We start from the raw sequence: 13,573 nt of genomic DNA, 5'->3' as shown, positions 1-13,573 counted from the left end.
ATCCGGGCTACCCGCTCCCCATCCGCAGTTGCTGCGCGTTTTCCAAGGCGAGCGGCAGGTGAGTGGCGGCGACGATCATGCCGCCATCCTCGCAATGGGCGGCCATCAGGTCGGCGAACTGCGCCTCGGAGGCGCGGTCGAGGCCGGCCGTCGGCTCGTCGAGCAGCCAGACCGGGCGGTAGGCGACCAGCAGGCGGGCGATCGCGATGCGCCTGCGCTGGCCGGTCGACAGGTAGCCGAACGGCAGATGGCCGATATCGGCGAGGCCGACCATGTCGAGCGCATCGGAGAGCGGCAGATGCGCCTCGCCGAGGAAGTCGCGCCAGAAGGCAAGGTTCTCGGTGACCGTCAGCGCCGTCTTCATCGCGTTCTGGTGGCCGAGATAATGACATGCCGAGGCGAGGTTCGGCCATTTTTCGCCGCCGCCTTCCAGCGCCAAACGGCCCGCCGCCAGCGGCAGCAGGCCGGCCACGGCGCGCAACAGCGTCGACTTGCCGATGCCGTTCGGTCCGGTAACGACCAGCGCATCGCCGCCGCCAAGCGTGAAGCCGATGCCGGAAAAGACGGTTTCGCCGCCGCGTTCTCCGGCAAGGTTGTCGGCGACCAGACGCATTCCACCCCTGCCATTCCCTCCGGCGCCCGGCCGGCTATGCGGTGCGGCAAAATTCCCCGCACCCAGACTGGAAACCTGTTTAGAAAGTCTCTAAGAGATCGGCAACCGTGCCAGCGGTCGGCATGGTAACCAATTTGCGCCGAACCGGCGTCCGCCGCCTTGAACGGACGTGACGCCTGGGAGCGGACAGCGGAAATGGCCGTACCCGCACCTTTGCGCAGCATGCCACAGGAGTCCGTTCCCGCTTTGGCCGAACAGACCAGGATGGGATCGCACGTGTCAAAATCTCTCGACAGCTTCAAGTGCCGCCGCACGCTCAAGGTCGGCGACAAGGATTATGCCTATTTCAGCCTGACCGAGGCCGAGAAAAACGGACTGGACGGAATTTCGCGCCTGCCCTTCTCGATGAAGGTGCTTCTGGAAAATCTGCTGCGCAACGAGGACGGGCGTTCAGTCACCAAGGCCGATATCGTGGCCATAAAGTCCTGGCTGGACGATAAGGGCACGGCCGGCCACGAAATCGCCTACCGCCCGGCGCGCGTGCTGATGCAGGATTTCACCGGCGTGCCGGCAGTCGTCGACCTTGCCGCCATGCGCGATGGCATCAAGGCGCTTGGCGGCGACCCGCAGAAGATCAATCCGCTGGTGCCGGTCGATCTCGTCATCGACCATTCGGTGATCGTCGACGAGTTCGGCAACCCGAACGCCTTCGCGCGCAATGTCGAGCTGGAATATCAGCGCAACGGCGAGCGCTATCGCTTCCTGAAATGGGGCCAGCAGGCGTTCAAGAACTTCCGCGTCGTACCGCCCGGCACCGGCATCTGCCACCAGGTCAATCTCGAATATCTCGGCCAGACCGTGTGGACCAGGGACGAGAACGGCGAGACGGTCGCCTATCCCGATACCTGCGTGGGCACCGATTCGCACACCACGATGATTAACGGCCTGGGCGTGCTCGGCTGGGGTGTGGGGGGCATCGAGGCCGAGGCGGCCATGCTCGGCCAGCCGATCTCCATGCTGTTGCCGGAAGTCGTCGGCTTCAAGCTGACCGGCAAGCTGAAGGAAGGCGTGACGGCCACCGACCTGGTGCTGACCGTCGTGCAGATGCTGCGCAAGAAGGGCGTGGTCGGCAAGTTCGTCGAATTCTTCGGTGACGGTCTCGACGATCTCACCCTCGCCGATGCGGCCACCATCGGCAATATGGGTCCCGAATATGGCGCGACCTGCGGCTTCTTCCCGGTCGATTCGGAAACGCTGAACTATCTCAACGTGTCCGGCCGGACCAAGGAGCGCATCGCGCTGGTGGAAGCCTACAGCAAGGCGCAGGGCATGTTCCGCGAGACCGGCAGCGCGGACCCGGTCTTCACCGACACGCTGGAGCTCGACCTCGGCGAGGTCGTGCCGTCCATGGCCGGTCCCAAGCGTCCGGAGGGCCGCATTCCTCTCGAGGGCATCGCCGCCGGCTTCGAGGAGGCGCTGGTTTCGGAATACAAGAAGGACGCTTCCGAGAAGGACAAGCGCTGGCAGGTCGAGGGCCAGGACTACGATCTCGGCCATGGCGACGTGGCGATCGCGGCGATCACGTCATGCACCAACACGTCGAACCCATCAGTGCTGATCGGCGCCGGCCTTCTGGCCCGCAACGCCAACCGGCTCGGTCTCAAGCAGAAGCCGTGGGTCAAGACGTCGCTGGCGCCGGGCAGCCAGGTAGTGGCCGAATATCTGGAAAAATCCGGCCTGCAGACCGAACTCGACCAGATCGGTTTCAACCTGGTCGGTTTCGGCTGCACGACCTGTATCGGCAATTCGGGCCCGCTGCCCGGCCCGGTCTCCAAGACCATCAACGACAAAGGCTTGATCGCGGCCGGCGTGCTGTCGGGCAACCGTAATTTCGAAGGCCGGATCTCTCCGGACGTGCAAGCCAACTATCTGGCCTCGCCGCCGCTGGTGGTCGCCTACGCGCTCGCCGGTTCCGTCACCATCGACCTGACCAAGGAGCCGATCGGGCAGGACAAGGACGGCAAGAACGTGTTCCTGAAGGATATCTGGCCGTCCAACCAGGAAATCCAGAGCTTCATCCAGAAGCACGTCACGCGCGACCTGTTCGAGAAGAAATATGCCGAGGTCTTTGCCGGCGACGAAAATTGGCGCGCGGTCGAGGCACCGCAGTCCGAGACCTATGTCTGGGACGACAACTCGACCTATGTGCAGAACCCGCCCTATTTCGCCGGCATGTCGAAGACGGTCAGCGATATCAGCGACATCAAGGGCGCGCGCGTGCTCGGTCTGTTCGGCGACAAGATCACCACCGACCATATCTCGCCCGCCGGCTCCATCAAGGCGCAGTCCCCGGCCGGCAAATATCTGATGGATAACGGCGTCGGCGTGATGGATTTCAACCAGTACGGCACCCGGCGCGGCAATCACGAAGTGATGATGCGCGGCACGTTCGCCAATATCCGCATCCGCAACTTCATGCTGGGCGAGAACGGTCGCGAGGGCGGCTATACGATCCACTATCCCTCCAAGGAGGAGATGTCGATCTACGACGCCGCGATGCGCTACAAGCAGGAAGGCGTGCCGCTGGTGATCTTCGCCGGCGTTGAATACGGCAACGGGTCGTCGCGCGACTGGGCGGCCAAGGGCACCAACCTGCTGGGCGTGCGTGCGGTGATAGCCCAGTCCTTCGAGCGTATCCATCGTTCGAACCTGGTCGGGATGGGCGTGATCCCCTTCGTGCTCGAGGACGGCGCCTCCTGGGCGTCGCTCGGCCTGAAGGGCGACGAGACCGTCACGATCGAGGGATTGGAGACGATCAAGCCGCGCCAGAAGGTGACCGCCAAGGTGACCTATGCCGACGGTTCGCAGAAGGATGTGCCGATCCTGTGCCGGATCGATACGCTCGACGAGCTCGATTACTTCAAGAATGGCGGCATCCTGCAATATGTGCTGCGGGACCTGGCGGCCTGACGCCGCCGCAAACCGACAAAGACGAAACGCCTCCCCTGCCGCGGGCCGGGGAGGCGTTTTTGACAAGCGGACCGATCGGGGGGCTGAAATGAAGGTAAAACGTATCGTCGCCAATATCGCCACGCCGGACGCCGCCGCCGCCGGCCGGTTCTATGGCGACGCGTTGGGACTCGACCTACTGATGGACCATGGCTGGATCGCGACCTATGGTTCTCCGCAGGAGGCGCGCGTGCAGGTGAGCTTCGCGTCCGAAGGCGGTTCCGGCACGCCGGTGCCCGACCTGTCGATCGAGGTCGACGACGTCGAGGCCGCGCTTGAACGGCTGACCGCCGCCGGGTTCAAACCCGAATACGGGCCAGTCGACGAGCCCTGGGGCGTGCGGCGGTTTTATGTGCGCGACCCGTTCGGACGCCTCGTCAATATCCTGGCCCACCACTGAGGGTGGCCGACCGGAGGTCGGCGCCGTCAGTGCCGGTTGCCGGCAAAACGCGTCGTGGCGGCCAGAAGCACGCCCAGCATCAGCCCGTTGAGGGTGTGCCATAGGAAATGCGTGCCGATCGGCAGGGCCGAACACATATCGGGATCGATGGCGCGGAACGTTGCCGAGACGACGAAAAGCATCGCCGCAGCGAGATTGTAGCGACCGGCGGGGTGGCCGCGGACGACAAGCAAGGCGCCGAAGAACACGAGCGCCAGGAAAGCCGGCAAATAACCCAGCGTGCCGTTGGTCGCCGCGTTCAGCTGGTCCGGAACCAGCCACGTGACGAGGCCGGCCACGGCGTAAAACGCTACCAATGCTAGCAGTGACGAGGCCGGCGACAGGCGCAGGAAATGGCGTAGATTGTAGAGCGTGTAAGCGAGTACGAAGGTCGCGATCGGCACGATGTCGGCCCAGATGGTGAGGCGGTTGGCGAAGCTGTGAAACAGGCCCGAGCCGATGCCGATCGCTATCACCCACCAGCACAGGACGGTCGCGAAGAGACCGGCGTCGCAGCGTCGCGCCTCGCGCAGGCCCCAAAGACCGGCCGCGACGAAAGCCAGATTGGTCAGCGCGTTCAGCGGTTCAGACCACAATTCCGGCCCGGTGCGTTCGCAATAGATATCGATCGGATCGAAAAGCGCGCTCGTCATACCTTAACCTTCGGACCGTCGCGACGGCGGCAAAGGGTCACCGCAACGTGACTTCCTGTTGAAGTTCTCGCCGGCCTAGTCTTCAAGAGTTGGGTAACCGCGCATTGGCGCCGACGCAAGACGATCGGATACCGGATGGACCTCTTTCGCGGATTGAGGCTGGCGTTCGCCGCCGCCGCGTTCTTTGGCTTGGCTTCGGCCGCCAAGGGCGAAGAACAGGCGCGGCCGCGCGGTGTCGTTGAGCTCTTCACGAGCCAGGGCTGCAACTCCTGCCCCAAGGCCGATGCCTATCTCGGCGAACTGGCACGCAGCGGCGACGTGGTGGCGCTGGCCTACCATGTCGACTACTGGGACTATCTCGGCTGGCGCGACACGATGGCGACGGCGGACAATACCGGGCGTCAAAGCGAATATGCGCGCGCTCTCGGCGAACGGTCGGTCTATACGCCCCAGGCGGTCGTCAACGGCCGGGTCCACATGAACGGTGCCAGTCGAGGCAAGGTCGAAAAGGCGCTCGGCTCGCTCAAAGATGCCGGCAAGGGGCTGACGGTCGATCTTTCCCTGTCCGAGGGTGTCGAAAGCGTGATCATCGAGGCGGGTGCTGCGCCCGGAACCGCGCGCAAGGCGAACCTGCTTCTGGTGTTTTTCGATCCGGTCACGCCGGTCGAGATCAAGCGAGGTGAAAACGCCGGCAAGACGGTCACCTACTGGAACGCCGTCTCGGGCATCCAGTCCGTCGGCATGTGGAGCGGGCAGGAAATCCGCGTGGAGATTCCGGCGAGCGAACTCAAGAAACGCGGCGCAGCGGGCTGCGCGGTGCTGTTGCAGTCGCTCGACGAAGACGGCAATCCCGGTGCGATCATCGGCGCGGCGATCCTCGACACGCCGCAAGGCTGAGGTGGAGTTGCCGACCGCGCGGCCGTAGTGGCCGATTTTAGCAAGCGTTCGCTTTTTAAGGAATTGCCGCCTGAGGTTGGTTCGGCCCAGCGAGGACACCGTGGGCGGGGGGCTTGGGGTTACAGTGTCAGCGCCAGACCGAACCGTCTCAGGCAACGAGTGAATGTTCGCCATCTATTGGGGCCGGAAACGGGATAATTCGCGGCAGGAATGTGGCGGCCAATCACCAATTTCGACATCGTGTTCCCGAACGTGACCGCAGCCGCTGCGTCCACCGCCGCCTACGCGTTTGTCGCTCAGGTCAAGTCTTTGATGATACAAGATTTTTGCCCGAAGACTTGCAATTCCCCCATGAAAGGGCGACGCTTTTGTCGCGAAACTGTCATGGAAGGAAATCGCCCATGGTCGAACGCGCCGATTCCGCGGAGGATACGGACGGTTCCGCTATCCTGATCCCGCTTCACGAGGCGAGGCGGGATCGAAAAAAGGAAGGCCCCGTCACTTTCGAGCGACGCGAACTCGACCAGATCCTGAGGCTGTATGGCCGCATGGTCGCGGCCAATGAATGGCGTGACTACGCGATCGATCACCTCCCCGACCGGGCGGTGTTTTCCGTCTTCCGACGCGCCAGCGAGGTGCCCCTTTTCCAGATCGTGAAAAATCCGAAACTGGCGCGCAAGCAGGGCGCCTATTCGGTTGTCGCCGCGACCGGGCTGATCATGAAACGCGGCCACGAGTTGACGCGCGTGCTCGGCGTTTTCGACAAGCGGCTCAGCCTGGTGGAAGCCTGAGGAGCGCTTTCAGGCCGGATGGCGTCGTGACCGGTTCACAGCCCGTCGCGGAAATTGCGCTCAGGAAGGGAGTCCGGGTCGGGCGACGCGTCGGCGCCTTCATTCAGTGCCAACTGCATGAAAATGGTGTCGAGCCAGCGGCCATGCTTGAAGCCGGAGCCTTTGAGCTGTCCGGCATGGCGGAAGCCGAGCGCCTCGTGCAGTTTCACCGAGCCGAGATTGCGGGCGCCGTCGCCGATCACAGCCGCCATCTGACGAAAGCCGCATGCCGTCGTGTCCTCGATCAGGCGGGCAAGCAGCAGGCGGCCGAGCCCGCGCCCTTGTGCTGACGGGGCGAGATAGATCGAATCCTCGACCATGAAACGGTAGGCGCGACGCGGGCGGAACGGCCCCGCATAAGCGTAGCCGACGACGATGCCGTCGCCGGTTCGGGCGACGAGATAGGGGTATCCGGGTTCGCTGACGGCTTTGAAGCGAGCCGCCATGTCCGCTTCGCCGGGCGGCTCGAGCTCGTAGCTCGCCGTGCCATTTAGCACCGCGTCGGCGTAGATTGCGGTTATGGCCGGGATGTCGGAGACGGTGGCGGGTCTGATGGCGACGTCGGGCATGGATCACGCGCTGTCGGACGAAGGGGCAGAAACTCAAGCAGACGGGCGGGCAAAAGAAAAGGGCGGCCGCCGGGCCGCCCTCGTCGCTATCGTGCCTGTCCGGCCGAGCTATTCACGATTGCCCAGGAAGTGGAGCAGGAACATGAACAGGTTGATGAAGTCGAGATAAAGCCGCAGCGCGCCCATGATCGACTTGCGGCCGGCCACCTCGGCGCCATCGCCCTCATAGTACATTTCCTTGATCTGCTGGGTGTCGTAGGCGGTCAGGCCGGCGAAGATCAGCACGCCGATCACCGAGATCGCGAACTGCAGCGCGGACGATCCCAGGAAAATGTTGACGATCATGGCGATGATCAGGCCGAACAGGCCCATCACCAGGAACGAGCCCATCGCCGACAGATCGCGCTTGGTCGTGTAACCGTAGAGCGACAGACCGCCGAAGGCGGTGGCGGTGATGAAGAAGGTGCGTACGATGCTGGTCCCGGTATAGACCAGGAAAATCGTTGACAGCGACATGCCGACAAGGCCCGCATAGACCCAGAACGTCGTCTGTGCGGCCGAAACGCTCATCTTGTTGATCCTGAAGGACAGGAAGAACACCATCGCCAACGGTGCCAGGATCACGACCCAACGGAAGGCCGAGGCGTAAACGAGCTGCCCGAAGGCCGTAAGCTGCCCGTCGACGACGGCGAAGTTGAAGGTGCCCCATGCGGCGAGCCCGGTGATCGCAAGGCCGAGCGCCATCAGGTTGTACACCTTCAGCATGTAGGCGCGCAGCCCCTCGTCTATGTCCGCGCCGGCGCGGGCGGGCGCCGATGCGACACGCGCATTGTAGTTGCGAAGGTCAGCCATGTTTTCCTCTTAACTGCTCATGTCTCGTCCGGTGTCGGGCGGGACCGCGCGGTCATACGCCCAGGCGCCGCTGGCGAGACTCCAGCATGCCTGCGGAGAATATGATTATTCTTTAGGCCAAGAACAAGCCCTGTTCGCCGCGCCCGGGCGTCGCACAGGCCCGGTTTTTGAACTTTAGGCCTGCGTCGGATGAAAAAGGTTCATCAATGGTTAGCGCCGCCTACCGTCAGCTACAGATTGCGCAACACCGGCGCGGCCTTGTGGCCGAGCACCCGCCAGGTCCCAATCAGGCCGAAACCGACGGTCAGCACCAGCGCGATCAGGATGGTCGACAGCGCGATCTCGGGCATGAAAATGGCGGGCAGTCCCATGATCTGCGACAGTACATACCAGGCCGCCGCCCCGCCGGCGGCGAGGGCGAAGGCCGCCGTCGACAGGCCGATCAGCCCGTATTCGAGCGAAAAGGCGGTCATCAGGGTCCTGCGGGTGGCGCCGAGTGTCTTCAGGACCACGGCGTCGTGAATGCGCGCGCGGTTGCCGGCGGCGAGCGCGCCCGAAAGCACCAGCACCGAGGCGATCAGCGCCACCGCGGCCGCGCCCCGGATCGCAGTGGCGAGTTGCCCGACCAGCCGGTTGACGATGTCGAGCGCATCCTTCACCCGCACGGTGGTGACGGTCGGAAAGGCGCGGGTGACGGCGTTGAGGATGCGCGCTTCGTCCTGCGCGCTCGTATCCGGCGTTGTCAGCGTCGCAAGCCATGCGTGCGGTGCGCCGGCAAACGTGTTGGGTGAAAACACCATGACGAAATTGATTGCCAGCGATTCCCATTCGACATTGCGGAAATTGGCGATCCTGGCGGTGATGTTGCGGCCGAGTACGTTGACGGTGATGGTGTCGCCGAGTTTCAGGCCGAGCTCGCGGCCCTCCTCCGCCGCAAACGACACCAGCGGCTCGCCGGCGTGGTCGGGCGCCCACCAATCGCCTTCGGCGAGCGTCGAGTTCTCGGGAATATTCTTGGCATAGGTGATGCCGCGGTCGCCGCGCAGCACCCAGCGGCCTTCCGGCGGGACGTCGATCTTCTGCACGTCGACGCCGTTGAACTCCATGATGCGGCCGCGCAGCATCGGCACGCGGATCAGCTTGCCGTCGCCGGCCTCTGCCTGCACGAGTTCGGCGAAGGAGTCGACCTCGGTGTTCTGGATGTCGACGAAGAAGAAATTCGGCGCCCTTTCGGGAAGATTGCCGGCGATCTGGCGGCGCAGATTGCCGTCGATCAGCGCCAGCGCGACCAGGAGCGTGAGGCCGAGGCCGAGCGCCAGCACGACCGAGGGCGTCAAGGCGCCGGGACGGTGGATGTTGCCGATCGCCAGGCGAAGCGCGGTCGAGCGCACGCGCGGGCTGCGCCGGGCGAGCGCCTGTACCAGCATCCCGACGAGGCGCAGGACGATGAAGGTGACGATCGTGGCGCCGACGAACAAAGCGGCGAGGAGGCGGTCGGTCGAATACCACACGGCCAGTCCCGCCAGGAAGGCGCTGATCGCCAGTGTGGCGGCCAGATAGGCTGGAGCGGGCAGGCCGCGCGCCTCGAACCCCATTTCACGAAACAGGGCGGTGGCCGGCACGGCGCGGGCGCGCCCGAGCGGCAGCAGCGCGAAGGCGAGCGTGACCAACAGGCCGAACAGCGCCGCGATCGCCAGAGCGCCCGGATAGATTGCCGCCTCGGTGGGAACCGGCAGGACGGTGGCGAGCGCGGCGCCGGCGAAGAATGGTACCGCCACGGCGATGACCAGTCCGGCGGCGATGCCGAGCGCGGCAATGATCATGATCTGCACGAGATAGACGGTAAAGACCAGACCGCTCGAGGCGCCGAGGCTTTTCAGCGTCGCGATCACGCCGCGCTTGCCGTCGAGATAGGCGCGCACCGCATTGGCCACGCCGACACCGCCCACCACCAGCGCGGTGAGACCGACCAGCGTCAGGAATTGCGAAAAGCGGGTGATGTTGGACGACAGCGCCGGCGCGGCGTTGGCCCGCGAACGGATGCTCCAGCCGGCTTCGGGAAAGGCCTCGCGCGCCTGCGCGGCAAGCGCCTGGATGCCGGCCTCGCCGGTCGCCGCGGGCAGGCGCAGCTTGTAGGCGTGCTCGACCAGGCTACCGGGCTGCATCAGTCCCGAGACCCGCAGGCCGTCGAGCGAAATCATCAGCCGTGGCGCGAAGCCGAAACCGTCGGAAACGAGGTCGGGTTCGGTTTCGATCACCGCGCGTAGCTCGAATTCGGTGTTGCCCAGCTTGAGCCGCGCGCCCGGCTCAAGCGCCAGCCGCTCGAACAGGAGCGCCGGCGCGGCGGCGCCATGGACACCGTTGCGGGCGGAAAACAGTGCCTCGTGGTCAAGTTGCGGACTGGTGTCCAGCGCGCCGTAGAGCGGGTAGAGACCGTCGATCGCCTTGACCTCGACCAGCGTCTGGTCGGAACCGTCGGGCAGCCGCGCCATCGAGCGCATCTTGGCGCTGGAAGCGATGGCGCCGTAGCTCTCAAGGAAAGTGCGCTCCTCGGGCGTCGCTTCGCGATGAACCAGTTCGAAGCGGATATCGCCGCCCAGAAGCACCTGGCCTTCATTGGCCACGCCCGAAGTGATGGCGCGCGCCAGCGAGTTGACGCCCCCGATCGCGGCGACGCCAAGCGCGATGCAGGCGAGAAAGATCATGAAACCGGACAGGCCGCCGCGCATTTCGCGCAGTGAAAAGCGGGTGGCGAGGCGGAGCGTGCGGACAAGGCTCATCGGCGCGGCCTCAGGCGGAGACGGCGTGGGCCGGTGCCGGCTCGATGCGGCCGGAACGCATGGCGATCTGTCTGTCGCAGCGTTTGGCCAGCGCGGGATCGTGCGTGACCAGGAGCAGAGTCATGCCGCGTTCGGCCGCCTCGGCGAACAAAAGGTCGGCGATCTGGCGGCCAGTCGTCTGGTCGAGATTGCCGGTCGGCTCGTCGGCGATCAGGATTTTGGGATGCGGCGCGAGCGCGCGGGCGATCGCAACGCGCTGCTGCTCGCCGCCGGACAATTCGCCCGGATAATGGGTGACGCGGTCCTTGAGCCCGACCGCCTCCAATTCCGCCGCGGCGCGGGCGAACGGATCCTCATGGCCGGCAAGCTCCAGCGGCACGGCGACGTTTTCGAGCGCGGTCATGTTGGGAATGAGGTGAAAGGACTGGAAGACGATGCCGATATTACGGCCGCGAAAGGCCGCGATCTCGTCCTCGCTGCGGCCCACCAGCGCCTCGCCCGCGATATGGACCAAACCCGCATCGACGTTTTCGAGCCCGGCGATGACCATCAAGAGGGTGGACTTTCCCGACCCCGACGGCCCGACGATGCCTGCGCGCTCACCGGCCGCGACTTCGAGGTCGACGCCCTTCAGCACGTGAACGGACGACGCCCCGCGGCCCAGCGTGAGTGACACGTTCTTCAGTTCGATAACCGCTTTCGTCACGGAAAAGCCATCCTATATGGTGAAGCGACAAGGCGAAATCCCAGGGCGCGCCCGACAGGTCGCGTCCGGCTCATATGGGAAATACAGCATGGGTTTCAAAGGAATCTTACGCGCGTTCACGTTCGGTGGATTGGCCGTGCTTGTCCAGCTTGGCGTTGCCGCGGCCTCCACAACCATCGTCGGGCTCGGCGACAGCCTGATGGCGGGCTACCAGCTCGCGCCGGGAGAATCCTTTCCCGAACGGCTCGAAGTCGCGCTTCGCAAGAAGGGCCACGATGTCGCCGTGACCAATGCGGGGGTTTCCGGCGACACGACCAGCGGCGGCTTGGCGCGCCTCGACTGGTCGGTGCCGGACGATACCGATCTCGTCGTTCTCGAACTCGGGGCGAACGACATGCTGCGCGGCCTGCCGCCCGAGATCACCGAGAAAAATCTCGATACGATGATCGCCCGCCTGAAGGGACGCGGGGTCGAAGTGGTGCTTGCCGGCATGCTGGCGGCGCCCAATCTTGGCCCCGACTTTGCCGCTGCGTTCAACGCCATCTTTCCGCGTCTGGCCGAAAAGCACGATATCGCGCTGATCCCGTTCTTCATGGAGGGGGTCGCGGCCAATGGTGGTCTGCTTCTGGCCGACGGCATGCATCCCAATGCCGAAGGAGTGGACCGGATGGTTGAAATTGCGCTGCCGGTCGTCGAGGACGAACTCGGCGCTTTGCAGTCTGCGCCTGGCGGTCTCGATTGAGGCTAAATTGACCTAGTCCCGGCCTTGTGGGCTTGCCGGCGCGGCAAATCGATGATTCGCTGAGGTCCGAAGAGCGATTCGAGGAGGTAGCCATGCCGCGACTTTTCACCGCCCTCGAGATACCGCGCGATGCGAGCCTTTCGCTCTCCCTGCTGCGCGGCGGCCTGCCCGGCGCGCGCTGGGTCGACGTCGAGAATTATCACATCACCCTGCGTTTCATCGGCGATGTGCCTGGCCGCGTCGCGGACGACATCGTCAACGGCCTCGACCGGGTCCGTCGGCAGGGTTTCCAGATCAACCTGTCGGGCGTCGGCACGTTCGGGTCCAAGAAGCCGCATGCACTGTGGGCCGGGGTGGCGTCGTCGCCGGAGCTTTTCGCGCTGCAGTCGGAGATCGACCGGATTTGCCTGCGCCATGGAGCGTCGCCCGATCCGCGCAAGTTTACTCCGCATGTGACCCTGGCGCGCCTGCGCAACGCAGCCCCTCAAGAACTCGCGGCCTATCTTTCGGGGCGCGGAAACTTCGCAACGGTGCCGTTCAAGGTCGGCCGTTTCGTGCTGATGTCTTCGCGCGAATCGGTGGGCGGCGGCCCTTACCTCGTTGAGGAGGCGTGGCCCTTGTCGAGCCCGTCCCAGGGCACGGCGAGTTTTTCGGCCAAGGCCTCGGATGCCGTCCGGATCATGCGGTAGACCGTTTCGAAACCTTCGGCGCCGCCATAATACGGATCGGGCACGTCGCGTTCGTCGCCGAGCGCGACGTGCATCAACAGTTGGACCCGATCGCGATTTTGCGCTCCCGCCCGCGCCTTCAGCTCGGCCCGGTTGCTCCGGTCCATGGCAAGCACGAGGTCGAAGCGTGCGAAATCCTCGTCCGCGATCCGACGCGCGCGCTGCGCCGTCAGGTCGACGCCGTGCCGTGCGGCGATCTCGACCGAGCGCGGATCCGGCGGCGAACCGGCATGCCAGCCACCGGTTCCGGCCGAATCGACCAGAAAGCGCCCGGCGACGCCACGGTTTTCCAGCACATGCCGGAAAACGCCCTCGGCCAGCGGCGAGCGACAGATATTGCCGAGACAGACGAACAGGACGGAATGGCGGGGCTGCGCGGTCATGGCGTCTGGGTTATCATGAAAATCGGCAGCCGACAGAACGGGATTTGACGATGACACGCGAAAAACTCGATGCGGCGGCAGTTGCCGCGGCTCTCGCCAGCCTGGAAGGTTGGCAACGGGCTCCGGATCGGGACGCGATCCAGAAAAGCTTCGTGTTCAGAAACTTCAGCGAGGCTTTCGGCTTCATGACGCGGGTCGCGCTCGCGGCGGAAAAGATGGATCACCATCCCGACTGGTCGAACGTCTACAAGACGGTCGATATCGCGCTTTCGACGCATGATGCGGGCGGCCTGACCGAGCTTGATATCACGCTTGCCAGGAAGATCGATGCCTGCGCGGATGGCCGGAGCCGCCCATCCTGACGCGGATAAC

General features: G+C 64.7%; 14 protein-coding genes. 7 read left to right on the top strand and 7 right to left on the bottom strand.

The window, feature by feature from the left end; all coding sequences use genetic code 11:
* Positions 1–7: 7 nt before the first annotated feature.
* Positions 8–613 carry a heme ABC exporter ATP-binding protein CcmA gene (ccmA, locus tag GN330_RS04305; protein ID WP_156711405.1) on the bottom strand — a complete coding sequence of 202 codons (606 nt, stop codon included), beginning with the start codon at positions 611–613 and terminating at the stop codon, positions 8–10.
* A 276-nt stretch (positions 614–889) separates the two neighbouring features.
* On the opposite strand from ccmA, the gene acnA reads away from it, so the two are divergent.
* Positions 890–3,583 (top strand): aconitate hydratase AcnA, encoded by a 2,694-nt coding sequence (gene acnA, locus GN330_RS04300; RefSeq protein ID WP_343040254.1) that lies wholly within the window; start codon positions 890–892, stop codon positions 3,581–3,583.
* An 88-nt stretch (positions 3,584–3,671) separates the two neighbouring features.
* On the top strand, positions 3,672–4,022 hold the full coding sequence (locus GN330_RS04295) for a VOC family protein (RefSeq protein ID WP_156711403.1): 351 nt from the start codon (positions 3,672–3,674) through the stop codon (positions 4,020–4,022).
* Between the two features lie 26 nt (positions 4,023–4,048).
* Here the strand turns inward: GN330_RS04295 and GN330_RS04290 are convergent, their stop codons facing one another.
* A complete protein-coding gene (locus tag GN330_RS04290; protein ID WP_156711402.1) occupies positions 4,049–4,714 on the bottom strand; it encodes a ceramidase domain-containing protein in 666 nt (221 codons plus the stop codon).
* A gap of 135 nt (positions 4,715–4,849) precedes the next feature.
* Here GN330_RS04290 and GN330_RS04285 point away from each other — a divergent pair, with 135 nt between their 5' ends.
* Complete coding sequence (locus GN330_RS04285) at positions 4,850–5,611, top strand: DUF1223 domain-containing protein (RefSeq protein ID WP_156711401.1); 762 nt, start codon at positions 4,850–4,852, stop codon at positions 5,609–5,611.
* A 401-nt stretch (positions 5,612–6,012) separates the two neighbouring features.
* A complete protein-coding gene (locus GN330_RS04280) occupies positions 6,013–6,402 on the top strand; it encodes a DUF2794 domain-containing protein (RefSeq protein ID WP_156711400.1) in 390 nt (129 codons plus the stop codon).
* A gap of 35 nt (positions 6,403–6,437) precedes the next feature.
* Here the strand turns inward: GN330_RS04280 and GN330_RS04275 are convergent, their stop codons facing one another.
* The 4 genes from GN330_RS04275 to GN330_RS04260 form a co-directional block, all read right to left on the bottom strand.
* Complete coding sequence (locus GN330_RS04275) at positions 6,438–7,010, bottom strand: GNAT family N-acetyltransferase (RefSeq protein ID WP_156711399.1); 573 nt, start codon at positions 7,008–7,010, stop codon at positions 6,438–6,440.
* 108 nt (positions 7,011–7,118) lie between these two features.
* Positions 7,119–7,862: a Bax inhibitor-1/YccA family protein gene (locus tag GN330_RS04270; RefSeq protein ID WP_156711398.1), complete on the bottom strand. Its 744-nt coding sequence runs from the start codon at positions 7,860–7,862 to the stop codon at positions 7,119–7,121.
* Positions 7,863–8,092: 230 nt separating this feature from the next.
* Positions 8,093–10,642, bottom strand: coding sequence for an ABC transporter permease (locus GN330_RS04265; RefSeq protein ID WP_156711397.1), 2,550 nt, complete (start codon positions 10,640–10,642; stop codon positions 8,093–8,095).
* Positions 10,643–10,652: 10 nt separating this feature from the next.
* Complete coding sequence (locus tag GN330_RS04260) at positions 10,653–11,348, bottom strand: ABC transporter ATP-binding protein (protein ID WP_343040252.1); 696 nt, start codon at positions 11,346–11,348, stop codon at positions 10,653–10,655.
* An 88-nt stretch (positions 11,349–11,436) separates the two neighbouring features.
* On the opposite strand from GN330_RS04260, the gene GN330_RS04255 reads away from it, so the two are divergent.
* Positions 11,437–12,090 carry an arylesterase gene (locus tag GN330_RS04255; protein WP_156711396.1) on the top strand — a complete coding sequence of 218 codons (654 nt, stop codon included), beginning with the start codon at positions 11,437–11,439 and terminating at the stop codon, positions 12,088–12,090.
* A 92-nt stretch (positions 12,091–12,182) separates the two neighbouring features.
* On the top strand, positions 12,183–12,779 hold the full coding sequence (thpR, locus tag GN330_RS04250; protein WP_156711395.1) for an RNA 2',3'-cyclic phosphodiesterase: 597 nt from the start codon (positions 12,183–12,185) through the stop codon (positions 12,777–12,779).
* Here the strand turns inward: thpR and GN330_RS04245 are convergent.
* Positions 12,683–13,201 (bottom strand): low molecular weight protein-tyrosine-phosphatase, encoded by a 519-nt coding sequence (locus GN330_RS04245; protein ID WP_156711394.1) that lies wholly within the window; start codon positions 13,199–13,201, stop codon positions 12,683–12,685. The genes thpR and GN330_RS04245 overlap by 97 nt on opposite strands.
* Positions 13,202–13,251: 50 nt before the next feature.
* Between GN330_RS04245 and GN330_RS04240 the strand changes: the two genes are divergently transcribed.
* On the top strand, positions 13,252–13,563 hold the full coding sequence (locus tag GN330_RS04240) for a 4a-hydroxytetrahydrobiopterin dehydratase (RefSeq protein WP_156711393.1): 312 nt from the start codon (positions 13,252–13,254) through the stop codon (positions 13,561–13,563).
* Positions 13,564–13,573: the final 10 nt, after the last annotated feature.

Source organism: Nitratireductor arenosus, from assembly GCF_009742725.1.
In the GTDB taxonomy this organism is placed as follows: Bacteria; Pseudomonadota; Alphaproteobacteria; order Rhizobiales; family Rhizobiaceae; genus Mangrovimarina; species Mangrovimarina arenosa.
The sequence above is the reverse complement of the archived record's forward strand: the minus strand, read 5'-3'. Positions and strand labels throughout refer to the sequence as shown.

Excerpts from the sequence above, each read along its gene's own strand:
- GN330_RS04240 (WP_156711393.1), top strand. The coding sequence starts at position 13,252 with ATGACACGCGAAAAACTCGATGCGGCGGCAGTTGCCGCGGCTCTCGCC.
- GN330_RS04270 (WP_156711398.1), bottom strand. The coding sequence starts at position 7,862 with ATGGCTGACCTTCGCAACTACAATGCGCGTGTCGCATCGGCGCCCGCC.
- GN330_RS04255 (WP_156711396.1), top strand. The coding sequence starts at position 11,437 with ATGGGTTTCAAAGGAATCTTACGCGCGTTCACGTTCGGTGGATTGGCC.
- GN330_RS04295 (WP_156711403.1), top strand. The coding sequence starts at position 3,672 with ATGAAGGTAAAACGTATCGTCGCCAATATCGCCACGCCGGACGCCGCC.
- GN330_RS04290 (WP_156711402.1), bottom strand. The coding sequence starts at position 4,714 with ATGACGAGCGCGCTTTTCGATCCGATCGATATCTATTGCGAACGCACC.
- ccmA (WP_156711405.1), bottom strand. The coding sequence starts at position 613 with ATGCGTCTGGTCGCCGACAACCTTGCCGGAGAACGCGGCGGCGAAACC.
- GN330_RS04280 (WP_156711400.1), top strand. The coding sequence starts at position 6,013 with ATGGTCGAACGCGCCGATTCCGCGGAGGATACGGACGGTTCCGCTATC.
- GN330_RS04285 (WP_156711401.1), top strand. The coding sequence starts at position 4,850 with ATGGACCTCTTTCGCGGATTGAGGCTGGCGTTCGCCGCCGCCGCGTTC.
- GN330_RS04265 (WP_156711397.1), bottom strand. The coding sequence starts at position 10,642 with ATGAGCCTTGTCCGCACGCTCCGCCTCGCCACCCGCTTTTCACTGCGC.
- GN330_RS04275 (WP_156711399.1), bottom strand. The coding sequence starts at position 7,010 with ATGCCCGACGTCGCCATCAGACCCGCCACCGTCTCCGACATCCCGGCC.
- thpR (WP_156711395.1), top strand. The coding sequence starts at position 12,183 with ATGCCGCGACTTTTCACCGCCCTCGAGATACCGCGCGATGCGAGCCTT.
- GN330_RS04245 (WP_156711394.1), bottom strand. The coding sequence starts at position 13,201 with ATGACCGCGCAGCCCCGCCATTCCGTCCTGTTCGTCTGTCTCGGCAAT.